At 57.5% G+C, this 21,851-nt stretch carries 19 protein-coding genes and 1 rRNA gene; 8 read left to right on the top strand and 12 right to left on the bottom strand.

The window, feature by feature from the left end:
- Positions 1-54: 54 nt before the first annotated feature.
- On the top strand, positions 55-1,734 hold the full coding sequence (locus B3229_RS04285; protein WP_286868942.1) for an AsmA family protein: 1,680 nt from the start codon (positions 55-57) through the stop codon (positions 1,732-1,734).
- A gap of 36 nt (positions 1,735-1,770) precedes the next feature.
- Here B3229_RS04285 and fabY read toward each other — a convergent pair whose 3' ends face one another.
- From fabY to typA, 5 genes are all read right to left on the bottom strand, one after another.
- Positions 1,771-2,718 carry a fatty acid biosynthesis protein FabY gene (gene fabY, locus B3229_RS04280; RefSeq protein ID WP_033754253.1) on the bottom strand — a complete coding sequence of 316 codons (948 nt, stop codon included), beginning with the start codon at positions 2,716-2,718 and terminating at the stop codon, positions 1,771-1,773.
- Between the two features lie 59 nt (positions 2,719-2,777).
- Positions 2,778-3,215, bottom strand: coding sequence for a D-aminoacyl-tRNA deacylase (gene dtd, locus B3229_RS04275; protein ID WP_286868938.1), 438 nt, complete (start codon positions 3,213-3,215; stop codon positions 2,778-2,780).
- On the bottom strand, positions 3,212-4,081 hold the full coding sequence (locus B3229_RS04270) for a virulence factor BrkB family protein (protein ID WP_096073853.1): 870 nt from the start codon (positions 4,079-4,081) through the stop codon (positions 3,212-3,214). Before B3229_RS04270 ends, dtd begins: the two co-directional genes overlap by 4 nt.
- Before the next feature lie 3 nt (positions 4,082-4,084).
- Positions 4,085-4,681 (bottom strand): glucose-1-phosphatase, encoded by a 597-nt coding sequence (yihX, locus tag B3229_RS04265; RefSeq protein WP_033754247.1) that lies wholly within the window; start codon positions 4,679-4,681, stop codon positions 4,085-4,087.
- 220 nt (positions 4,682-4,901) lie between these two features.
- Positions 4,902-6,722, bottom strand: a complete 1,821-nt coding sequence (gene typA / locus B3229_RS04260) for a ribosome-dependent GTPase TypA (protein ID WP_033754244.1) — start codon at positions 6,720-6,722, stop codon at positions 4,902-4,904.
- Between the two features lie 435 nt (positions 6,723-7,157).
- Between typA and glnA the strand changes: the two genes are divergently transcribed.
- The 4 genes from glnA to B3229_RS04240 all read left to right on the top strand — a co-directional run bounded on the left by glnA (position 7,158) and on the right by B3229_RS04240 (position 11,482).
- Positions 7,158-8,567, top strand: a complete 1,410-nt coding sequence (gene glnA / locus B3229_RS04255) for a glutamate--ammonia ligase (RefSeq protein WP_033754241.1) — start codon at positions 7,158-7,160, stop codon at positions 8,565-8,567.
- A 220-nt stretch (positions 8,568-8,787) separates the two neighbouring features.
- Positions 8,788-9,837 (top strand): nitrogen regulation protein NR(II), encoded by a 1,050-nt coding sequence (glnL, locus tag B3229_RS04250; protein ID WP_033754238.1) that lies wholly within the window; start codon positions 8,788-8,790, stop codon positions 9,835-9,837.
- 7 nt (positions 9,838-9,844) lie between these two features.
- The gene (glnG, locus tag B3229_RS04245) at positions 9,845-11,254 is read left to right on the top strand and encodes a nitrogen regulation protein NR(I) (RefSeq protein WP_286868934.1); all 1,410 of its coding nucleotides are present in this window, start codon (positions 9,845-9,847) and stop codon (positions 11,252-11,254) included.
- Positions 11,255-11,356: 102 nt separating this feature from the next.
- Positions 11,357-11,482, top strand: a complete 126-nt coding sequence (locus B3229_RS04240) for a YshB family small membrane protein (protein WP_147632217.1) — start codon at positions 11,357-11,359, stop codon at positions 11,480-11,482.
- A 24-nt stretch (positions 11,483-11,506) separates the two neighbouring features.
- Here B3229_RS04240 and hemN read toward each other — a convergent pair whose 3' ends face one another.
- Entirely contained in the window at positions 11,507-12,880 is a 1,374-nt protein-coding gene (gene hemN, locus B3229_RS04235; RefSeq protein WP_286868928.1) for an oxygen-independent coproporphyrinogen III oxidase, read from the bottom strand.
- Between the two features lie 230 nt (positions 12,881-13,110).
- Positions 13,111-13,638 (bottom strand): Der GTPase-activating protein YihI, encoded by a 528-nt coding sequence (gene yihI / locus B3229_RS04230; RefSeq protein ID WP_286868925.1) that lies wholly within the window; start codon positions 13,636-13,638, stop codon positions 13,111-13,113.
- 648 nt (positions 13,639-14,286) lie between these two features.
- Here yihI and yihA point away from each other — a divergent pair.
- Positions 14,287-14,919, top strand: coding sequence for a ribosome biogenesis GTP-binding protein YihA/YsxC (yihA, locus tag B3229_RS04225; protein ID WP_033754226.1), 633 nt, complete (start codon positions 14,287-14,289; stop codon positions 14,917-14,919).
- A 394-nt stretch (positions 14,920-15,313) separates the two neighbouring features.
- On the opposite strand, the gene polA is transcribed toward yihA, so the two are convergent.
- The 4 genes from polA to B3229_RS04205 form a co-directional block, all read right to left on the bottom strand.
- Positions 15,314-18,100 (bottom strand): DNA polymerase I, encoded by a 2,787-nt coding sequence (polA, locus tag B3229_RS04220; protein ID WP_033754223.1) that lies wholly within the window; start codon positions 18,098-18,100, stop codon positions 15,314-15,316.
- Between the two features lie 377 nt (positions 18,101-18,477).
- A complete protein-coding gene (gene dsbA, locus B3229_RS04215) occupies positions 18,478-19,107 on the bottom strand; it encodes a thiol:disulfide interchange protein DsbA (RefSeq protein WP_048782817.1) in 630 nt (209 codons plus the stop codon).
- A 27-nt stretch (positions 19,108-19,134) separates the two neighbouring features.
- Positions 19,135-20,118: a serine/threonine protein kinase gene (locus B3229_RS04210; protein ID WP_286868918.1), complete on the bottom strand. Its 984-nt coding sequence runs from the start codon at positions 20,116-20,118 to the stop codon at positions 19,135-19,137.
- Positions 20,119-20,163: 45 nt separating this feature from the next.
- The gene (locus B3229_RS04205) at positions 20,164-20,439 is read right to left on the bottom strand and encodes a YihD family protein (RefSeq protein WP_048782812.1); all 276 of its coding nucleotides are present in this window, start codon (positions 20,437-20,439) and stop codon (positions 20,164-20,166) included.
- 52 nt (positions 20,440-20,491) lie between these two features.
- Between B3229_RS04205 and mobA the strand changes: the two genes are divergently transcribed.
- Positions 20,492-21,061, top strand: a complete 570-nt coding sequence (gene mobA, locus B3229_RS04200; RefSeq protein ID WP_048782810.1) for a molybdenum cofactor guanylyltransferase MobA — start codon at positions 20,492-20,494, stop codon at positions 21,059-21,061.
- Positions 21,058-21,561, top strand: coding sequence for a molybdopterin-guanine dinucleotide biosynthesis protein MobB (gene mobB / locus B3229_RS04195; RefSeq protein ID WP_286868915.1), 504 nt, complete (start codon positions 21,058-21,060; stop codon positions 21,559-21,561). The genes mobA and mobB overlap by 4 nt, the downstream gene beginning before the upstream one ends.
- A gap of 99 nt (positions 21,562-21,660) precedes the next feature.
- Here the strand turns inward: mobB and rrf are convergent.
- Positions 21,661-21,776, bottom strand: a 5S ribosomal RNA gene (gene rrf, locus B3229_RS04190).
- Positions 21,777-21,851 lie beyond the last annotated feature (75 nt).

Genomic DNA, 21,851 nt, shown 5'->3' with positions numbered 1-21,851 from the left:
AACGGTAATTCAGGCATAACAAGCACTGACCGGAAAGATGGCGGGATGGATACAATGAAATTTCTTGGAAAATTTTTTCTTACGGTACTGTTGCTGCTGGTGCTGAGCCTGGTGGTGATCTACGTTCTGCTGCAGACGCAATGGGGCGCAGGCTGGTTCAGCCGCTACGTGAGCGATAAAACGGCCTGGCATCTCTCCCTCAGCAAGATAGAGCACAACTTCTCCTCGCCTTCGCACATCATTCTCGACAACTTCACCTTTGGTCATGACGGCCAGCCGGCCGCTGTTGTAGCGAAGCGCGTCGATCTCGGACTCGCACTGCTGCAGTTCAGCGATCCGCTGAACTTCGGCAGCATCGAGCTGCGCGACGGCGTGGTGAATCTGGCGAACCTGACGCCTGGCGACGCCCTGCCTTTCCAGGCGGGACGCCTGCAGCTGAACAATATGCGCATCGACAGTCCAGACACGCCGCTGCCGCTTGCGGCTCAGCAGGTAAACGGCGGCGTTATGCCGTGGAGACCCACGACGAAGAGCATGCTGGGCAGCGACGCGCAGTTTCAGATGAGCGCCGGCGACCTGACGCTGAACAAGGTGTCAGGCGCTAACGTCCTGATTCAGGGCAGCGTATCGCAGGGCCGCATGTTGTTCAGCAACGTCGGCGCCGATCTGGCGCGCGGTTCGATGACCGGCAGCGCCGAGCGCGACGCGCAGGGCAACTGGCTGATCCGCCAGCTTCGCCTCAACGATATTCGCCTGCAAACCGCTCAGAGCCTGGCGGACTTTCTGCGGCCGATTCAGGCGCTGCCTTCCGTCACCATTAATCGTCTGGATATGACCGACGCGCGCCTTCAGGGCCCGGACTGGGCGGTCACCGATCTCGACCTGACGCTGAAAAACCTGACCTGGCAAGGCGACGACTGGCGCAGCGACGACGGTTCGCTCTCGCTGAACGCCAGCAACTTTATCAACGGACGCTTCGAGCTTAACGATCCGATCCTCAATCTCGACCTGTCGCCGCAGGGCATCGCGCTGACCCAGTTCAGCTCGCGCTGGGCCAACGGCGTGATCCGCGCCGACGGCAGCTGGAGCCGCAGCGACAAGCGTCTGACGCTGAATAATCTGGCGGTCGCCGGACTGGAATACACGCTGCCGGAAGCCTGGCGCGATCGCTGGCAGGCGGCGCTGCCGACCTGGCTTGATTCGCTGGAGGTGCGACGTTTCACCTCTAATCGCAACCTGATCATCGATATCAATCCGGCGTTTCCGTTTCAGATGACCTCGCTGGAGGGCAGCGGCGAAAACCTGCTGCTGGCGCGTCAGCATCAGTGGGGGATCTGGTCAGGCAAGCTGAGTCTCAACGCCGCCGAAGCGACCTTTAACCGCGTCGATCTGCGCCATCCGTCACTGTCGCTTATCGCCGACGAGCGGCAGATTCAGGTCACGGAGATGAGCGCCTTTAGCGGCAATGGACTGCTGGAAGGATCGGCCAGCGTCGGCCAGCAGCCGGATCGGCCGGTGACGCTGACGCTGAAAGGCCAGGCGGTGCCCGCAGGGATGCTGCAAAACTGGGGCTGGCCTGCGCTGCCGGCGAGCGGCCCGAGCAATTTCCAGCTTGAGCTCAACGCCTCGCTCAAGGCTAACGCGCCGCTGAAATCCTCGGCCAACGGCTCGCTCTCGCTGCGCACCGATACGCAGCAGGTTCAGCAGCAGATGCAGGCGGGCGAAGTGAGATAAAGAGAGCATCAGGGCCGCATTATCGGCCCTGATGCTTTAGTTGATGCGCGCGCCGGAACCGCCCTCTTCTAACGGCTCGTCGGGATCGGCGGGCAGCACGATATAGACCCCTTCAAACACCGCGCCCGGCTCCTCATTGCCGTACAGCTCGACTTCAAGGCGCACGCGCGCTTTGCGACCGCGCGCCAGGCGATCCAGATCGCCGCTCATCGAGCCGATATCGGCAATCGCGCCGGGACGTCCGGCGATCGGCTTGCTGTAGCGAATATGGGCGTCCGCCAGGATGATGGTGCCGCCAAGATGGCGCTCGCGCAGCAGCAGCCAGATTAACCCCCAGCCGGTCAGGGTCGCCAGCGAGAAGAGGCTGCCGGCAAACAGCGTGTGGTGCGGGTTCTGGTTGCCGGTTTCCGGCATGGTGGTGATAAATTTCTGCCCGGTGAACTGCAAAATACGCACGCCCATCTTCTCGCTGAGCGGAATATTGTCGTACCAGGCCTGCTGCAGCTGACCGCACCAGTCGGCGCGATGCAGAATATCGTCCAGCGTCACCACCGGTTTAATCATCAGGAAGTGGCGCACCGGCGTGGTTTGCGGCGCGGTGATCTCTCCCTGATTGAGGTAGCCCAGCTTGGCGAAGAACTCGACCGCGTCTTCGCGCGCGGCGCAGGTCACGCGCTTAACGCCTTCCTGCCGCGCGACCGATTCCAGCGTCATCGCCACCAGCGTGCCCAGCCCTTTCCCCTGCACCGACGGATGCACGGCGAGGAAGCGAATCGACGCTTCGTTGTCGGCATTGATATAGAGACGTCCGGCGGCCACCGGCTGGCCGTGCTCGTCCACCACCATCTGATGATGCGCCAGCGCGTCCCAGCCGTCCCGCTCCGAGCCCTGCGGCTGGCGCAGCGGCTTGCGTAGCATTTCCCAGCGGAACTGGTAGTACATATCCAGCTCTTCCGCAGTTTGCGGTACCCGAAGATGATACATAAAGTGGTTCTCTCGTTCAGAGCTTGCGTGGCCGATCCCGTGCCGCTCGGCTGCCAGACTCACACCTGCAACCAGAAGGTCACAGGACCATCGTTGACCAGCGCGACCTGCATATCGGCGGCGAAACGTCCGTTGGCGGTGGTTACGCCCTGGCGACGACAGCAGTCGCTGAAATATTCATACAGGCGGTTCGCCTCAGCGGGCGCCGCGCCGCCGGAGAAAGAGGGGCGCATGCCTTTTTGCGTATCCGCCGCCAGCGTAAACTGCGACACCACCAGCACGCTGCCGCCCGCCTGCTGGACGTTAAGGTTCATCTTTCCCTGCTCGTCGCCGAAGATGCGGTAGCCCAGCACTTTTTCCGCCAGCCGCTCGGCGCGCTTCTCATCGTCCTCTTTTTCTACGCCTAACAGTACCAGCAGGCCAGGACCGATTTCGCCTACCACCACGCGATCCACGCTGACGCTGGCGCTGAGTACTCGTTGAATCAACGCAATCATGCAACCTCTCGTTCTTTTTCGCCTTCCTGTTGTTTTAGCTGGCGATAATCGCCCAGCGTCACGGTAATTTCCGCGCCCAACAACACAATACACCAGGTCCAGTAGACCCAGAGAAACAGGATTGGAATAACCGCCAGCACGCCATAAATCAGCTGGTATGAAGGAAACATCGTAACATAGAGAGCAAAGCCCTTTTTACCCAGCTCGAACAGCGCGCCCGCCACCAGCGCGCCGATTAAGGCGTCGCGCGACGGCACGCTGCGCGTCGGCACAATGCTGTAAAGCAGCCAGAACGCGAGCCAGGAGAGTAGCAAGGGGAACACCCTCAGCACCTGATCGATAACGCCGTACACCCCGCTGGCGCTTATCCAGCGCAGCGAGAGCAGGTAGGAGCTGATCGCCAGGCTGGCGCCGGCCAGCAGCGGCCCCAGCGTCAGGATCATCCAGTAGACGGCGAAAGAGTAAACCAGCGGACGCTTCTTACGGCTGCGCCAGATGGTGTTGAGCGCGGTATCGACCGAATGCATCAGCAGCAGCGCGGTGACAATCAGTCCTATCGCGCCCAGCGCCGTCATACGGTGCACGTTGGCCACGAACTGATCGAGATAGCGCTCCACCACGTTGCCGGTCGCCGGCACGAAATTGGCAAAGATGAAATTTTTCAGCTGAACGCTGACTTCAGAAAAGACCGGAAACGCGGAGAAAAGCGCGAACACCACGGCGATCAGCGGCACCAGCGCCAGCAGCGAGACAAAGGCCAGATTGCCGGCCTGCGTCGTCATGTTGTCTTCGTCGATGCGTTTCCACAGCAGCCTGAGCCACAGCCAGAGCGCGTGGCAGGTCGAAATAAAAGGGCGCGACGTCATCATTCAGCGATGGCTTGCCAGCCAGGTCGGCACGGTTTTGCTGTCGGTAACCAGTACGCTTCTGATGCCCAGCGCCTCCGCGCCTGCGATATTGTCCGCGTTATCGTCAAAGAAGATCGCCTGATCGGCCCGATAGCCCTCTTGCTGCAGCACGTGCTCGAAGATGCGCGCTTCAGGCTTGCGCATTCCCAGCTCCTGCGACAGATAGATGGCGTCCGCTGCAGCGCGCACTTCCGGATACTGCGTCGGCCAGAATTCGGTGTGCAGCTTGTTGGTGTTGGAGAGGATCACCACGCGATGTCCATCGGCGCGGAGCTGGTTCATCAGCGCCAGCGTATCGGCGCGCGCGCCCATAAATACCGCCTGCCAGCCCGCCACGAACTGCTCGTAGCTCAGCGCAATGTCGAGCCGCTCGCACAGCTCCGCGGCGAAATGTTCGTCGCTGATCTCGCCGCGCTCGTGCTGCTCAAACGCCTCATCCATCTGGAAGCGGCTTTGCAGCAGCGCCAGCGGTACGCGGCCGAGGTCACTCCAGACGCCCAGCACGCGATTGAAATCGATATCAACAATCACATTGCCTAAATCAAAAATGTACAACATGTCGTTACTCCTCTGGTTCCCTGGATCATTCACTCTAGCGGCAAAACCAGGGGCTGAACAGGTAACAGGCAGGAGAAAATCCGTTATGGAAGCTGGCGCATGCGGGCTTAAGGCGCGTGGGCGGCGGGCGGCGCTGTCGCAGCGGGACAACGCGCGTCAGAAAGGCGGCAGGAATAAAAAAAGCCCCGATGAGCGGGGCTTTTTATCAGAGCGAAACGTCTTACTCTTTCGGACCGCGCGACGCGCGTTTGCGGTCGTTTTCGGTCAGGTGACGTTTACGGATACGGACCGACTGCGGCGTAACTTCAACCAGCTCGTCGTCATCGATGAATTCGATGGCCTGCTCAAGGGTCATCTTCACCGGCGGCACCAGCGTAGTCGCTTCATCCGTACCGGAAGCACGCATGTTGGTCAGCTTCTTACCGGTCAGGCAGTTAACGGTCAGGTCGTTGGAACGGCTGTGAATACCGATAATCTGGCCTTCATAGACTTCCGCGCCGTGGCCCAGGAACAGCTTGCCGCGATCCTGCAGACCGAACAGGGCGAAGGCAACCGCTTTACCCTGGCCGTTAGAGATCAGCACGCCGTTCTGACGCTGGCCCACTTCGCCCGGACGAATGTCGTCGTAGTGGCTGAAGGTGGAATAGAGCAGACCGGTACCTGAAGTCATGGTCATGAATTCGTTACGGAAGCCGATCAGACCACGGCTCGGAATAACGTAGTCAAGACGCACGCGGCCTTTGCCATCCGGATCCATGTTTTTCAGATCGCCTTTACGCTCGCCCATGGCTTGCATAACCGCGCCCTGATTGTTTTCTTCGATATCCAGCGTAACGTTCTCGAACGGCTCTTGTTTACGGCCGTCGATTTCACGGAAGATAACTTTCGGACGGGAAACCGCCAGTTCGAAGCCTTCGCGACGCATGTTTTCGATCAGCACCGACAGGTGCAGTTCGCCACGGCCCGATACGCGGAACGCGTCCGCATCTTCAGTTTCTTCTACGCGCAGCGCAACGTTGTGCACCAGCTCTTTGTTCAGGCGCTCAAGGATCTGACGCGAGGTCACATACTTGCCTTCCTGACCGCAGAACGGCGAGGTGTTGACGTTGAAGAACATGGTCACGGTCGGTTCATCGACGCTCAGCGCCGGCAGCGCCTCTACATTCTGCGGATCGCAGATGGTATCGGAGATGTTCAGCTCGCCCAGGCCGGTGATCGCGATGATGTCGCCCGCTTCCGCCAGATCGGTGTCGATACGCTCCAGGCCCAGGTGGCCCAGCACTTTACCGACTTTACCGTTGCGCGTTTTGCCTTCGCTGTCGACAACGGTCACCTGCTGGTTCGGCTTGACTTTGCCGCGCTTGATGCGGCCGATGCCGATTACGCCCAGGTAGTTGTTGTAGTCCAGCTGCGAGATCTGCATCTGCAGCGGCGCGTCAACTTCCACCTGCGGCGGAGAAACATGCTCGACGATCGCCTGGTACAGCGGGGTCATATCTTCAGCCATGTCGGTGTGATCCAGACCGGCGATGCCCTGCAGCGCAGACGCGTAAATGATCGGGAAATCAAGCTGCTCGTCGGTAGCGTCCAGGTTGACGAACAGGTCGAATACCTGGTCAACAACCCAGTCAGGACGCGCGCCCGGACGGTCAATCTTGTTGATTACAACGATCGGCTTCAAACCATGGGCAAAGGCTTTTTTGGTCACGAAGCGAGTTTGCGGCATAGGGCCATCCATCGCATCCACAACCAGCAGCACCGAATCAACCATGGACATGACGCGCTCTACCTCACCGCCAAAGTCGGCGTGTCCTGGGGTATCAACGATGTTGATACGGTAGTCATTCCATTTGATAGCGGTGTTTTTAGCGAGGATGGTAATTCCACGCTCTTTCTCCAAATCGTTGGAGTCCATCACACGCTCAGTCGCTTCGGTACGCGCGTCAAAGGTACCGGACTGTTGCAGCAGCTTATCAACCAGGGTGGTCTTACCATGGTCTACGTGCGCGATGATGGCGATGTTACGCAAATTTTCGATCACAACTTTGCCTCAGGCATTAGAAATAGCGCGCTATTGTACACGGATTAAGCGGGATACTGAACACGATCACACTTTTCACCTGAAGTTTATTGCACTGGCGGAAATTTGCGCTGGATGCGGTGCACTTAATGCACTAAGTTGGAGGTTCGCACCATTTTGGTGCCGCCAAAAGGTGGTAAAGCACAATTTTGGTGCAAATTCGCCAGTCTGGTGCAGCACGCTGGCAACAAAAGGGTGCGCACAGGCGGGATTTAGCTGCAAAAAAGAAAGTTGGCACAGAATTCGCTTTATCTCTTGCAAGCGAAAACAGCAGTTGCACGACGGTTGCAGAGCTTGCCGAGATCGGTTGGTTGGGAATGGCGGTCAGACACTTCAGGTTTCAGACGACGCAGCCACTCACCACGATGACAATGACCATTTCCAGGAGAGTTGAGTATGTCCGCTGAACACGTTCTCTCGATGATGAACGAGCACGAAGTTAAGTTTGTTGACCTGCGTTTTACCGATACCAAAGGTAAAGAACAGCACGTTACTATCCCTGCTCACCAGGTTAACGCTGACTTCTTCGAAGAAGGCAAAATGTTTGACGGCTCCTCTATCGGCGGCTGGAAAGGCATTAACGAATCAGACATGGTGCTGATGCCGGACGCGACCACCGCCGTTCTGGATCCGTTCTTCGAAGACCCGACGCTGATCATCCGTTGTGACATCCTCGAGCCAGGCACCATGCAAGGCTACGATCGCGACCCGCGCTCTATCGCCAAACGCGCTGAAGAGTACCTGCGCGCGTCCGGCATCGCCGACACCGTGCTGTTTGGACCGGAGCCGGAGTTCTTCCTGTTCGACGACATCCGTTTCGGCTCGTCAACTTCCGGTTCGCACGTCGCTATCGACGATATCGAAGCGGCCTGGAACACCGGCAAAGAGTACGAAGGCGGCAACAAAGGCCACCGTCCGGGCCTGAAAGGCGGCTATTTCCCGGTTCCGCCGGTCGACTCCGCGCAGGATATCCGCTCCGCCATGTGTCTGACCATGGAGCAGATGGGCCTGGTGGTTGAAGCGCACCACCACGAAGTGGCGACCGCTGGTCAGAACGAAGTGGCGACCCGCTTCAACACCATGACCAAGAAAGCGGACGAAATTCAGATCTACAAATATGTGGTGCACAACGTCGCGCACGCCTACGGCAAAACCGCGACCTTTATGCCGAAGCCGATGTTCGGCGACAACGGTTCAGGTATGCACTGCCATATGTCTCTCTCTAAAGGCGGCGTAAACCTGTTCGCAGGCGACAAATACGGCGGCCTGTCTGAAACTGCTCTGTTCTACATCGGCGGCATCATCAAGCACGCGAAAGCGATCAACGCCCTGGCGAACCCGACCACCAACTCCTACAAGCGTCTGGTGCCTGGCTACGAAGCGCCGGTTATGCTGGCTTACTCTGCCCGTAACCGCTCCGCCTCCATCCGTATTCCGGTTGTCGCCAGCCCGAAAGCACGCCGTATCGAAGCGCGCTTCCCGGATCCGGCCGCTAACCCGTACCTGGCGTTCACCGCGCTGCTGATGGCTGGCCTGGACGGCGTGATCAATAAGATCCACCCGGGCGATGCTATGGACAAGAACCTGTACGATCTGCCGCCGGAAGAAGAAGCGGAGATTCCAAAAGTTGCGGGTTCGCTGGAAGAAGCGCTGAACGCACTGAACGAAGATCGCGAGTTCCTGACCCGCGGCGGCGTGTTCACCGACGACGCCATCGATGCCTACATCGAACTGCGTAAAGTCGAAAACGACCGTATCCGCATGACGCCGCACCCGGTCGAGTTCGAACTTTACTACAGCGTTTAATCTTTATTCTGCACCGGTCGCGTTGCCGCCCAGGCGGCAACAGGATAGATCCCGAGGCTGCTAACGCAGCGGCGACGCGCAAGGCGCAGAAGATTTTTGTTGCCGTGGAAACTTTAGCCCATCTCCGGATGGGCTTTTTTCGCCGCGAAATCATCGTTCAGCCGTCTGGAAACAGGCGCGGAAGAGTATAATGCACTAAATTAGTGCAGAGGAACGCTGTATGGCAACTGGCTCCCTGCCCGACGCGGGGCAAATTCTCAACTCCCTGATAAACAGTATTCTGCTGGTGGACGACGATCTGGTTATCCATTACGCCAACCCGGCGGCGCAGCAATTACTGGCGCAAAGCTCACGCAAATTGTTCGGCACGCCGCTGCCCGATCTGACCGGCTACTTTTCGCTGAATATCGAGGTGATGCGCGAGAGTCTGGAGGCTGGCCAGGGCTTTACCGACAGCGAAGTGACGCTGGTGGTCGACGGCCGCGCGCACGTGATGGCGCTGACGGCGCAACGGCTGCCGGACGGTTTTATTCTGCTGGAGATGGCGCCGATGGATAACCAACGCCGTCTCAGTCAGGAGCAGCTTCAGCATGCGCAGCAGGTGGCGGCGCGCGATCTGGTGCGAGGACTCGCACACGAAATTAAAAATCCGCTGGGCGGACTTCGCGGCGCAGCGCAGCTGCTGTCGCGCGCGCTGCCCGATCCGTCGCTGAACGAATATACCAAAGTCATTATCGAGCAGGCAGACCGCCTGCGTAATCTGGTGGATCGTCTGCTCGGTCCGCAGCAGCCTGGCATGCATATCACGCAGAGCATTCACCAGGTGGCGGAACGGGTGGTGAATCTGGTGTCGATGGAGCTGCCGGAGAATGTCGCGCTGGTGCGCGATTACGACCCTAGCCTGCCGGAGCTGCCGCACGATCCCGATCAGATTGAGCAGGTGTTGCTGAACGTGGTGCGCAACGCGCTGCAGGCGCTAGGCGACGAGGGCGGCACCATTATTTTACGCACCCGCACCGCCTTCCAGCTTACCCTGCACGGCACGCGCTATCGTCTGGTGGCGCGCATCGACGTTGAGGATGACGGCCCGGGCATTCCGGCGCAGCTGCAGGATACGCTGTTCTATCCGATGGTGAGCGGGCGCGAAGGCGGCACCGGCCTGGGTCTCTCTATCGCCCGTAGCCTGATTGATCAGCATTCAGGAAAAATTGAGTTCAACAGTTGGCCTGGACACACCGAATTTTCGGTTTATCTGCCTATTCGCCAGTGAGGTTTCTATGCAACGAGGGATAGTCTGGATCGTCGATGACGATAGCTCCATCCGCTGGGTGCTTGAACGCGCGCTTACTGGAGCCGGGTTAAGCTGCGCCACTTTCGACAGCGGCAATGAGGTGCTGGACGCGCTCTCAAGCAAAACCCCAGACGTTTTACTGTCAGATATTCGCATGCCGGGCATGGATGGGCTGGCGCTGCTGAAACAAATTAAACAGCGTCATCCGATGCTGCCGGTCATCATTATGACGGCGCACTCCGACCTCGACGCCGCCGTCAGCGCTTATCAGCAAGGGGCGTTCGACTATCTGCCGAAACCCTTCGATATTGATGAGGCGGTAGCGCTGGTCGAGCGCGCCATTAGTCACTATCAGGAGCAACAGCAGCCGCGCAATCAGCCTGTCAGCGGCCCCACCACCGATATCATCGGCGAAGCGCCGGCGATGCAGGATGTGTTCCGCATTATCGGCCGCTTGTCGCGCTCGTCGATCAGCGTGCTGATCAATGGCGAATCGGGAACCGGGAAAGAGCTGGTCGCGCATGCGCTGCATCGTCACAGCCCGCGCGCCAAAGCGCCTTTTATCGCCCTCAATATGGCGGCTATCCCGAAAGATTTGATCGAGTCAGAGCTGTTCGGTCATGAAAAAGGGGCATTTACCGGCGCGAATCAGATTCGTCAGGGCCGTTTCGAGCAGGCGGACGGCGGCACGCTGTTTCTGGATGAGATCGGCGATATGCCGCTCGACGTGCAGACGCGCCTGCTGCGCGTGCTGGCAGACGGGCAGTTTTACCGTGTCGGCGGCTATGCGCCGGTCAAAGTGGACGTGCGCATTATTGCGGCCACGCACCAGAATCTTGAGCTGCGGGTGCAGGAAGGCAAGTTCCGCGAGGATCTGTTCCATCGCCTGAACGTGATCCGCGTGCATCTGCCGCCGCTGCGCGAGCGCCGTGAGGATATTCCTCGCCTGGCGCGCTATTTCCTGCAGGTGGCGGCCCGCGAACTGGGCGTCGAGGCGAAAATCCTCCATCCGGAAACCGAAGCGGCGCTGACGCGTCTGCACTGGTCCGGCAACGTGCGCCAGCTGGAGAACACCTGCCGCTGGCTGACGGTGATGGCGGCCGGTCAGGAAGTGCTGATTCAGGATCTGCCTCCTGAGCTGTTCGAGTCCAGCATGCCGGAAAGTCCGGTGCAGTCGCTGCCGGACAGCTGGGCGACCCTGCTGGCGCAGTGGGCCGATCGCGCGCTGCGTTCCGGTCATCAAAACTTGCTCTCCGAAGCGCAGCCGGAGATGGAGCGCACCCTGCTGACCACCGCCCTGCGTCATACGCAGGGACACAAGCAGGAAGCGGCAAGATTGCTGGGCTGGGGACGTAATACCCTCACGCGCAAGCTGAAAGAGCTGGGCATGGAGTAACGAGCGAGTGGCAAGGCGATTTTTTACACAGCGCGTCGCCTTGTCCCGCTTTACATGCCGATGCCGTTCAGTATCATACGGGCGGCTATCGGGAGATGAACGATGTTAGATTCCTTTCTTCACATGATTTCGCACAATGTCGCCGTTATCGGCAGCGCCTTCGGCCACTCGCCGCAGGCTGCCTTCGCGACCGTGCTGTGCGCCATCATGGTCAACCTGTTTAACTAAACTCCGCGCCAGCGCGTTTTCGCCTTAAATCACGCGCGAAAACTGCTGCTGGCGCGCCTTCTGGCGCAGATAAACGTCAAAGCACATGCAGATGTTGCGGATCAGCAAACGGCCAGCGCCGGTGACCTGCAAACCGCCAGCGCGCTGCTCCACCAGCCCATCGTCGATCAGCGGCTGCAACAGCGCTAAATCCTCGGCGAAATAGTCGCAGAAGCGAATCGCGTGCTGCGCTTCAATGGTGCTGAAATCGAGCGAGAAGTTGCAAATCAGCTGCTTGATGACGTCGCGCCGCAGGCAATCGTCCGCGCTAAGCGCTACGCCGCGCCACAATGCCTCGCCGCGCGTTGCTACCGCATCGTACCAGCGATTCAGCTCTTTCTCGTTCTGCGCATAGCTGTCGCCAGTCATGCTGATGGCGGACACGCCAAGCCCCAGCAGATCGCTGTCGCCCTGAGTGGTATAGCCCTGGAAGTTGCGATGCAGCAATCCGGCGCGCTGCGCCTGCGCCAGCTCGTCCTGCGGTTTCGCAAAGTGATCCATGCCGATAAAGTCATAGCCCTGCTGCGTTAGCGTCGCGATGGTCTGCTGCAGGATTTGCAGCTTCTGCTGCGCAGACGGCAGCTCCTGCTCTTTGATTTTACGCTGCGCCGCAAACAGCGCCGGCAGATGTGCGTAGTTGAACACGCTCATGCGGTCCGGATTAAGCGCAATCACGCGCTGCAGGGTATAGGCGAAGCTCTCCGGCGTTTGCAGCGGCAAGCCGTAGATAAGATCGATGCTGGTCGAGTGAAAGCCCTGCTCGCGCGCACGCGCCATCAGCGCAAAGATCGCCTCTTCGTCCTGAACGCGATTTACGCGTTCCTGCACCGCTTTATTGAAATCCTGCACGCCCATGCTCAGCCGGTTAAAGCCGAGCTGGCGCAGGTACGAAATGGTATCGGGATCGATTTCGCGCGGATCGACCTCGATCGACATCTCCAGATCGTCCGCCAGGCTGAAGTGATCCCTCAGCAAGGCCACCAGCCGTGAAAGCTGGTCGTGATTAAGAAAGGTCGGCGTGCCGCCGCCCCAGTGCAGCTGGGTGACGCGCCGGTCGCGGAACAGCGGCGCGCGCTGGCGGATCTCCTGCGCCAGCGCGTCCAGATAGCGGTCAGCTTTATGCAGCTGGCGCGTCACGACCTTATTGCAGCCGCAGAAATAGCAGAGCTTATGGCAGAACGGGATATGAACGTAGAGCGACAGCGGGCGCTCCGGATAGCGCGCCACGGCACGCAGAAAATCCGCCTCGCCGTAGCTGTCGCTGAATTCAAGCGCAGTAGGGTATGAGGTATAGCGCGGACCGGCGTAATTGTATTTTTCAATAAGCCGCTGGTCCCAGGAGACAGGTTGCAAAGACATGCTTACTCCTTCCGGTGACGTCTGAGAGAAGGTCGCGATGCAGAAGAGAGGAAAGGTGGGCGGGACTGAACCCGACGTAAACGTGACTTCAGACGCGACAGGCGGCGTAGTTTAGCCAATAACCAGATGAGATAACACGACAGCAGCAGCGCTAAAATTGATCCAGGCCAAAACATAACGATTTACCTGTCTGGCGCGGCATGCGCCAGAGCGCATGCCGATCAAAAAACTCAGTTGCCTTTCAGCAGGCGATACATATCTTCTTCGGCCTGTTCATCTTCCGCTTCATCATCCATGTCGATGCCGAGCTGCTCCATCAGTTCATCGATGCGGTCCAGGGTTTCATCCAGCCAGGCCTGCTCTTCCGCCGACAGCGTCTCGCCGTTTTCCATGCGATCCAGCAGCGCGTCGAGACGCTCGCTGTTTTCCAGCTGCGCCAGCTCCTCTTCCGGGCTCAAACGCACTTTTTCCGCAGCGGGTTTCGGCGCTTTTTTTACCGCTTTTACCGGCGCGCTCGCCGTTGCGCCATCCGCCACCAGCGGGATCGGTTTTTTACTGCCGATGCGCGGATCTTTGGCTTTATTGCCCTGGCCAGATTTTCCTGCGCTGGCGACAGGATTGGCGCGGCTGCCGGATGCGTTGCCGCGATGCTTTTTATCACGCTTGCGATCGCGTGCGGCCTCGTTAAGTTCTTCGCGCGATTTACGCTTTGTTTTACTTGCCGGTTTAGCGTGCGCGCCGCGTACAGGTTGCTTCATGATGTCAGGTCTCACTGTTTTTAATCAGTATCAGTATAACCCTCTCACTCCTGACGCTGCTTTTTTGTCGGCGATGCGCACCTTGACGTACGTATCCTCTTCTCAAGCTCGTCTGACAACAGAGGGGACAGAATTGCGGCGAAATCTAGCAGAAAGCGGACAAAGAAAAAAGGCGACAGCCTATGCTGTCGCCTTATTTCGCACCTTCCGCAGAAGGAATCATATTTTTAATCCCTTTTGGCTCGCAACGTCCCGGTCGATCCCGCGCCTGCCCAACTCCTGAGCGAATCCCTGTCCTTGTCCGGCCTGTTATCCCTGACCGTCTCCTTTCCTTTGCTCGCGGTCGTCCCGACGCTCCTGAGCACATCATCCTGATGGGTGCTGCCCTGCACTGCCCAATAATGTAGACCAACCTGCGGAACCCACAACCTGACATCAGGCTTTTTTGCGCATTTAAACGTCTCATCATCCTTAAAGACATGATTGTAAAGGTTTTAAATCTTCAAATTTTTTAGTAAAAACAGTAATCGCTGGCAGCTTTTATGGCTGATATCTTACAAAAGCCGGCCGATCGATGCTCTCGGGCACTTTTGCGCCATAACGCGTATAATCAGCGTCAATGCCCGCATTCGTCTCTGGAGTTAAACTTTGTCTGCACTGAATTATCACGTTACCCATTTCATCCTCAGCGCCCCGGATATCCGCCATCTGCCGGCCGACACCGGTATTGAGGTCGCCTTCGCCGGGCGTTCCAACGCGGGTAAATCCAGCGCGCTGAATACGCTCACTAATCAAAAAAGCCTGGCGCGCACCAGTAAAACACCAGGGCGCACGCAGCTGATCAACCTGTTTGAGGTCACTGAAGGCAAACGTCTGGTGGATTTGCCCGGCTACGGCTATGCCGAAGTGCCGGAAGAGATGAAGCGCAAATGGCAGCGCGCGCTGGGCGAATATCTGCAAAAGCGCGAAGCGCTGAAAGGCCTGGTGGTATTGATGGATATTCGTCATCCGTTAAAAGATCTCGACCAGCAGATGATTCAGTGGGCGGTAGAGAGCGGGATCCCGGTGATGGTGCTGCTGACTAAGGCGGATAAACTCGCTTCCGGCGCGCGCAAGGCGCAGCTCAATATGGTGCGCGAAGCGGCGCTGGCCTTTATGGGCGATGTGCAGGTGGAGATGTTCTCCTCCCTGAAAAAGATGGGCGTCGACAAGCTGCGTCAAAAACTGGACGTCTGGTTTAACGAACTGGCGCCTGCGCAGGATGATTCCGCTGAGGCGTAACACAGCCTTGCGGAATTTATCAAAAGCCCAATAAAAAACGCCCCAGTCATAAAATGACTGGGGCGGCTAATATTCAGCCAAATCCGATTACGTGAAGTAAAAGGTCTGAAAGATAGAACATCTTACCTCTGTACCCTACGCCTCGAACTTTACCTGATTTTTTCTGACGGACAAAGGGTTTTTTGTAGTTAGCTTTCATCAAACGACATGATTTTTCATGCGTTCGTCACAAAAATCGCCTTTGACTGTAGTTTAATTACTAAAAAAATGCTTAACCGAGAAGCAGTTAGAAACCGCGTGCTTTTGTCTCGCGCTGAATCGGTTAAACAGACTTTTTTCTTATATCCTGAGCAGGCTGGCAACAAAGCGTCGTCGCCAGCCTGAGCAATCTCAATCAGTGTGCCTCGTCCCAGTTTTCGCCGACGCCGACCTCAACCTGCAGCGGCACGTCCAGCTTCATGCTGCCTTCCATTAGCGCGCGGATCTGCTGGCTGGCGGACTCAACCTCATCGCCCTGCACTTCGAACACCAGTTCATCGTGGACCTGCATGATCATCCTGATGGCGCCGTCGTTGCGCTGTTGCAGCCAGTCGTCCACCGCAATCATTGCACGCTTAATGATATCCGCCGCCGTACCCTGCATTGGCGCGTTGATAGCCGCTCGTTCAGCCGCTTTACGGCGAATAGCGTTGCTGGAGTTGATGTCCGGCAGCCACAGGCGACGTCCGTCCAGGGTTTCGACATAGCCTTTGCTGGCCGCCAGCTGGCGCGTGTTTTCCATATAGCGCAGCACGCCGGGATAGCGTTCAAAGTAGAGATCCATATAGCGCTTCGCTTCGCCCGCGCCGATATTGAGCTGACGCGACAGGCCAAACGCGCTCATGCCGTAAATCAGGCCGAAGTTAATCGCCTTCGCGCTGCGGCGCTGTTCGCCGCTCACCTTATCCAGCGCGACGCCGAAGACTTCTGACGCGGTGGCGCGGTGGATATCTTCGCCGTGCGCAAAGGCGTCCAGCAGGCCTTTATCCTGCGACAGGTGCGCCATGATGCGCAGCTCGATTTGCGAGTAGTCCGCCGCGACAATGCGGTTGCCTTTCCCGGCAATAAAGGCCTGGCGGATGCGGCGGCCCTCGTCATTGCGCACCGGAATATTCTGCAGATTAGGATCGGTAGAGGAGAGACGCCCTGTCGCGGTTACCGCCTGGTGATAGGAGGTATGGACGCGGCCAGTGAGCGGATTGATCATCTGTGGCAATTTGTCGGTGTAGGTGGACTTGAGCTTCGACAGACCGCGATGCTCCAGGATGACTTTTGGCAGCGGATAATCGAGCGCCAGCTCCGCGAGCACCTCTTCGCTGGTAGAAGGCGCGCCGCCCGGCGTTTTCTTGGTCGGTTTGATGCCCTGTTTTTCAAACAGGATGGTCTGCAGCTGTTTGGTAGACGACAGATTAAAAGGCTCGCCCGCCAGCTCATGCGCCTTCTGCTCCAGCTCCGCCAGCCTGAGCGTCAGCTCTTTGGAGTGCTGCGCCAGAATGCCCTGATCAATCAACACGCCGTTACGCTCGACGCGCGAGATCACCGTGACCAGCGGCATTTCGATTTCTTCGAAGACGTGCTTCGGGCCCGCCTCTTTTTCCAGCTCCGCCCACATTTTCAGGTGCAGCTGAAGCGTGACGTCGGCATCTTCCGCCGCGTAGTGCGCTGCCTGCTCCAGTGCGATTTGGTTGAACGTCAGCTGATTTTTTCCTTTGCCGGCGATCTCTTCGAAAGTCACGGTTTTATGATTCAGCCAGCGCGCCGACAGGCTGTCCATGTCGTGTTTGCCCACCACGCTGTTGAGGATGTAGGACTCCAGCATGGTATCGAACTTAATACCGCCCAGCTCGATATCGTAGTTTTTCAGGACGCCACGGTCGTACTTCAGGTTCTGGCCCACCTTCAGCGCGTTGTCATCTTCAAGAATCGGCTTAAGCTGCGCCAGCACCTCGCGGCGATCAAGCTGATCCGGCGCATCAAGATAGTCGTGGCCTACAGGCAGATAGGCGGCCTCGCCCGGCGCGACGGCCAGCGCGATGCCGACGATGTTGGCGCTGAGCGTATCAAGCGAGTCGGTTTCGAGATCAAAAGCAAACAGATCGCTCTGTTGCAGCTTCTCCAGCCATTCGTCGAGCGTCGCCTGATCGAGAATGGTGACGTACCCGTCAGAGGCGAGCACGCTGGTCGCCTCTGGCTTAGCTGGCGCTTCATCCGGCAGCGCCTGCTGCGCTTTCAGATTGCTCTTTTTGCCCTGCAGCCATTTGCCGTCCTGCAGATCGGCCAGCCAGCGTTTGAATTCGTAACGGCTGAATAACGCCTGCAGAGCGGCGACGTCCGGCTCGGCGACCGTCAGCTCGCTGCAGCTGAGTTCAAGCTCAACGTCGGTTTTAATGGTGGCCAGCTGATAAGAGAGAAAGGCGACGTCGCGATTTTGCTCCAGCTTGGCCGCCATGGTTTTCGCGCCGCGGAAAGAGAGCTCCGCGACCTTATCCAGATTTTCATAAATCGACCGCATGCCGCCTAATCCCTGCAGCAGCGCCTGCGCGGTTTTTTCGCCGACGCCCGGCACGCCTGGAATGTTATCCGAACTGTCGCCCATCATCGCCAGAAAGTCGATAATCAGCGCTGGCGGCACGCCATACTTTTGCTCGACCTCTTCAGGGCCGAGGATGGTATTGGTCATGGTGTTGATCAGGGTGATATTGGGTGTCACCAGCTGCGCCATATCTTTATCGCCGGTGCTGATCAGCACGGGACGGCCCTCTTTCTCCGCCTGCAGCGCCAGCGTGCCGATCACGTCGTCCGCCTCGACGCCGCTTACCGCCAGCAGCGGCAGGCCCATCGCCTTCACCATCTCGTGCAACGGCGCGGTTTGCGCGCGCAGATCGTCCGGCATCGGCGGGCGGTGCGACTTATAGTGCTCGAACAGCTCATCCCTGAAGGTTTTGCCCTTGGCGTCAAATACCACGGCAACGTGGCTTGGATTGTATTGCGCCAGCAGACTTTTCAACATGTTGAGCACGCCATACATCGCGCCGGTCGGCTCGCCTGCGCTATTGGTGAGCGGCGGAAACGCATGATAAGCGCGGTAAAGGTAGGATGAGCCATCAACCAGAATCAGGGGATTTTCTGCAATTTGCGCCATAAGTCTGTGTAATCTTCGTTGCCATGGATTGGACTATAAGGATGCCACAGCTTGAGCAGAATGTTGAACGCAGGCCGCCCATGCTGCGATTTTTTCGCGCTTTTACGGTGCGGATCGCAAGGATCTTTCTGTGGATAACTTTGTGCGCAAAAATCATAACGTATTACGGCTAACGGTATAAAATGCCGACATCTTTTATAAAAACAATTTAAATCAGTAGGTTAAGTTATTACTGTGACAGGGTGTGCCTTTCTGCACAGGCAGTGGCTTATGTGGATATTAAATCTGAAAGGATGCAGATGGACTATTTAGCTAAATAATTTCAATCATAAAAAAACGCCGACATGGTCGGCGTTTTCAGACGAAATGCGCGTTTATTATTTCTGGCTGACCAGGAATTTCACCACGTTGGCATATTCCGCGACAAAGTTATCCATGGAGCTGGTGTCGAGACCGCCATTATTGACCATATATTTGCCGTTGACGAACATCGCCGGCACGCCGCGCAGATCGACGTCAGCGGCGGCTTTTTGCTGCTGCGCAACCAGCGCTTTTACGGCAAAGCTGTTCCATGCGGCGTCATATTCCTGAGAAGAGATGCCTGCCGCGTTAATAAAGGCGGCTTTCAGGCTGTCGGCATCGGTAATAGTCTGGCTTTTCTGAATGCCGTCAAAGAGCGGCGCCGTGACTTTATCCTCGACGCCCAGCGCCATTGCCACCGCCCATGCATGCGTCACAACCGGACCGAAATCGCCGCCCAAAAAGTCGACGTGATATTTAACCACTTTGGTATCAGCGGGCAGGTTTTTTCTCACAGCCTCGCCGACGTGGTAAACACGCTCGAACTGATAACAGTGCGGGCAAAAGAAGGAGAAGAACTCCAGCACCTGCGGTTCGCCAGCAACGGGTTTCGGCAGGCTGACGTATTGCTGACCATCGGTAAACTGGGCAGCAGAAGCGCTGAACGCCAGCACTAAACCAACCAGTGCAAACCAAATTTTCTTCATTGTGAAAAATTCTCCTGACTTCTCTATTTAAAATTGCGGGGTCAGCTGCAGCGGCGGTTCCTGCAACAGCTTCTCCTGCTCGGTAAATTGCGAAATCTGTCTGCGCCAGAAATCCTCATCCGTCATCCATGGAAACGCACGGGGAAAGGCTGGATCCTGCCAGCGGCGCGCAACCCAGGCCAGATAATAAACCATGCGCATGGCGCGTAAAGGCTCAATCAGTGACAATTCATTAATATCAAAATCGCTGAACTCAGTATAAGCCTCAAGCAAGATATCCCACTGGATGCGCTGCTCCTGCCGATCGCCGTTGATCAGCATCCAGAGATCCTGCACCGCCGGCCCGTTACGCGCATCGTCGAGATCGACGAAGAACGGCCCGTCGCGCCATAGAATATTGCCCGGATGGCAATCGCCATGGAGACGCAGCGGCTGCCAGCTGTGATGCCAGCGCTGCTGTAAGGCGACGCCAAGCTTATCTACGGCCTGCAACAGCGCTGGCTTCAGGGAAGCGGGCACCAGGGCATTGCTCGCCAGTTCGGCGCGCGGCTGATGCAGATACTCTTCTAGGTCCATAGTGGGACGGTGTTCAAAGCGCTGCTTGCGCCCAGTCTGGTGTATGCGCCCGAGAAAGCGGCCGACCCACTCCAGATGCTCATCATTGTCGGTTTCATACTGACGACCGCCAAGACTGGGAAACACAGTAAACATGAAGCCAGCATGGGTATGCAGCGTTTTTCCCTGCAGGATCAGAGGCGCGGCAACCGGCACCTCATCCGCCTGCAGATCGCGCGTGAAGCTATGTTCTTCTTCAATCTGCGCCGCGCTCCAGCGCTGCGGCCGATAAAACTTCACCACGTAGCGATGACGGTCTTCATCACTAAACTGATAGACGCGGTTTTCATAGCTGTTAAGCGCGGTTAATCCAGACTCAACCCGAAGTCCGGTTTCCCATAGCGCATCGAGGATGGCGTCAGGCTCAAGCGTCTGGAAATTAAAAGCGGCATCCATAGGATTATCCGTTACAGTCTTTACTCGAAGCCGCCAAGCATAGCATTAGTTATCATCCTTAATCACACCGCGCGCGCGCAGCAGCGCAGTTTTAAAATCCATTTCATAATCTTTTTGTCGGCCGGGAATTTCCGCATACTTATCGGCATTGCGCATTTTCAGATGGTAAATCAATACGTCATCGGTTAATTCACTTAATGGGCCACTGAAACCCGATTCCTGCCCCAGTATTTGTAAAAACTGCGTCAGGTTAAGGTCAGGCTCCTGTTGCCACGCAGGACGCAGCAGCTCAAGCAATTCATTCAGGCGATGGTATTTCATCTATTAGTCCTCATCACAGCTTTGTTATAAGCCTTTAAACAGGAGTATCGACATGACAGCATTAACCGGCGTTATTCTGGCCGGCGGACAGGGGCGTCGCATGGGCGGTCAGGATAAAGGGCTGGTGCTGTTTCGCGGCATCCCGCTTTATCAGCATGTTCTTCAACGGCTCAGGCCGCAAGTCGACATTGTCATGATAAGCGCCAACCGGAACCTTGATCGTTATCAGTCGAGCGGCTGTAGGGTAATCTCTGATACCTTGCCTGACTATCCGGGACCGCTGGCGGGCATGCTGAGCGGCCTGCAAGCCGCGCAAACGGAATGGGTGGCCTTCTGTTCCTGTGACACGCCCTTCGTGCCCGTTGATTATGTAGAGCAGCTAGGACGACGCAAAGCGGAGGCGCCTGCCGTGTGGGCGCGCTCGGCCGAGCGCGATCATCCTGCCCTGGCGCTGTTGCATCGCAGCCTGGCGGAGCCACTCGCTGATTATCTGCAGCGCGGGGAGCGACGCCTGATGCAGTTTTTACGCGAACAGGGCGGCCATGCGGTGACGATAAGCCAGGATGACGCCGCGTTTCGCAATGTAAACACGCCTGACGATCTTGAGGATAACGCGCTATGACGCTGCCGTTACTGGCTATCGCCGCCTGGAGCGGCACCGGGAAAACCACCCTTTTGCAACAGGTGATCCCACAGCTGAAAGCGCGGGGCATCCGGCCCGGCTTGATAAAGCATACCCATCATCAGATGGAGATCGATACGCCGGGAAAAGACAGTTATCTGCTGCGAAAAGCGGGTACTGATCAGGTTATTGTCGCCAGTTCACAGCGCTGGGCACTAATGTGCGAGACGCCGGATGCCAGGCTCGATTTGCGCTATCTGGTCAGTCGTATGGATGCAAGGCTGCTGGATATGGTGCTGGTGGAAGGATTCAAAGATGAGCCGGTACCGAAAATTATTCTGTGGCGCGCCGGCGTAAAAGGGGAGGATTTGCCGCTGCTGGACGAGCACGTTATTGCTGTCGCCAGCGATAGCCGCTTTGACACAGATGTGCCCTTGCTGGATCTCAATCGTCCCGACGAGATTACTGCCTTTATCGCCAAATGGTTAGGCAGAGGGTAAGGCGATCCGACGTGCTGAAGGAGGATCTTTTAGCGCGTTTTTACTGGCCTGAAAACGAAAAAAACCCTGACCATGAGGTCAGGGTTCTCGCAGATCGATGCCTGGCAGTTCCCTACTTTCGCATGGGGAAACCCCACACTACCATCGACGCTACCGCTTTTCACTTCTGACTTCGGCATGGGGACAGGTGGGACCGCCGCGCTAAGGCCGCCACGCGACTACTTCCTCCGCCACGCCCGCCGGCACTCCCCGCATTAACCGACACATCCAGCAAAACTCACTCGCCTCAA

Origin of the sequence: Pantoea sp. UBA5035 (assembly GCF_002415245.1) — a bacterium.
GTDB lineage: Bacteria > Pseudomonadota > Gammaproteobacteria > Enterobacterales > Enterobacteriaceae > Pantoea > Pantoea septica.
This window is presented reverse-complemented; position numbering and strand designations above follow the sequence as displayed.

Excerpts from the sequence above, each read along its gene's own strand:
- B3229_RS04285 (WP_286868942.1), top strand. The coding sequence starts at position 55 with ATGAAATTTCTTGGAAAATTTTTTCTTACGGTACTGTTGCTGCTGGTG.
- fabY (WP_033754253.1), bottom strand. The coding sequence starts at position 2,718 with ATGTATCATCTTCGGGTACCGCAAACTGCGGAAGAGCTGGATATGTAC.
- dtd (WP_286868938.1), bottom strand. The coding sequence starts at position 3,215 with ATGATTGCGTTGATTCAACGAGTACTCAGCGCCAGCGTCAGCGTGGAT.
- B3229_RS04270 (WP_096073853.1), bottom strand. The coding sequence starts at position 4,081 with ATGACGTCGCGCCCTTTTATTTCGACCTGCCACGCGCTCTGGCTGTGG.
- yihX (WP_033754247.1), bottom strand. The coding sequence starts at position 4,681 with ATGTTGTACATTTTTGATTTAGGCAATGTGATTGTTGATATCGATTTC.
- glnA (WP_033754241.1), top strand. The coding sequence starts at position 7,158 with ATGTCCGCTGAACACGTTCTCTCGATGATGAACGAGCACGAAGTTAAG.
- glnL (WP_033754238.1), top strand. The coding sequence starts at position 8,788 with ATGGCAACTGGCTCCCTGCCCGACGCGGGGCAAATTCTCAACTCCCTG.
- glnG (WP_286868934.1), top strand. The coding sequence starts at position 9,845 with ATGCAACGAGGGATAGTCTGGATCGTCGATGACGATAGCTCCATCCGC.
- B3229_RS04240 (WP_147632217.1), top strand. The coding sequence starts at position 11,357 with ATGTTAGATTCCTTTCTTCACATGATTTCGCACAATGTCGCCGTTATC.
- hemN (WP_286868928.1), bottom strand. The coding sequence starts at position 12,880 with ATGTCTTTGCAACCTGTCTCCTGGGACCAGCGGCTTATTGAAAAATAC.
- yihI (WP_286868925.1), bottom strand. The coding sequence starts at position 13,638 with ATGAAGCAACCTGTACGCGGCGCGCACGCTAAACCGGCAAGTAAAACA.
- polA (WP_033754223.1), bottom strand. The coding sequence starts at position 18,100 with ATGGCGCAAATTGCAGAAAATCCCCTGATTCTGGTTGATGGCTCATCC.
- dsbA (WP_048782817.1), bottom strand. The coding sequence starts at position 19,107 with ATGAAGAAAATTTGGTTTGCACTGGTTGGTTTAGTGCTGGCGTTCAGC.
- B3229_RS04210 (WP_286868918.1), bottom strand. The coding sequence starts at position 20,118 with ATGGATGCCGCTTTTAATTTCCAGACGCTTGAGCCTGACGCCATCCTC.
- B3229_RS04205 (WP_048782812.1), bottom strand. The coding sequence starts at position 20,439 with ATGAAATACCATCGCCTGAATGAATTGCTTGAGCTGCTGCGTCCTGCG.
- mobA (WP_048782810.1), top strand. The coding sequence starts at position 20,492 with ATGACAGCATTAACCGGCGTTATTCTGGCCGGCGGACAGGGGCGTCGC.
- mobB (WP_286868915.1), top strand. The coding sequence starts at position 21,058 with ATGACGCTGCCGTTACTGGCTATCGCCGCCTGGAGCGGCACCGGGAAA.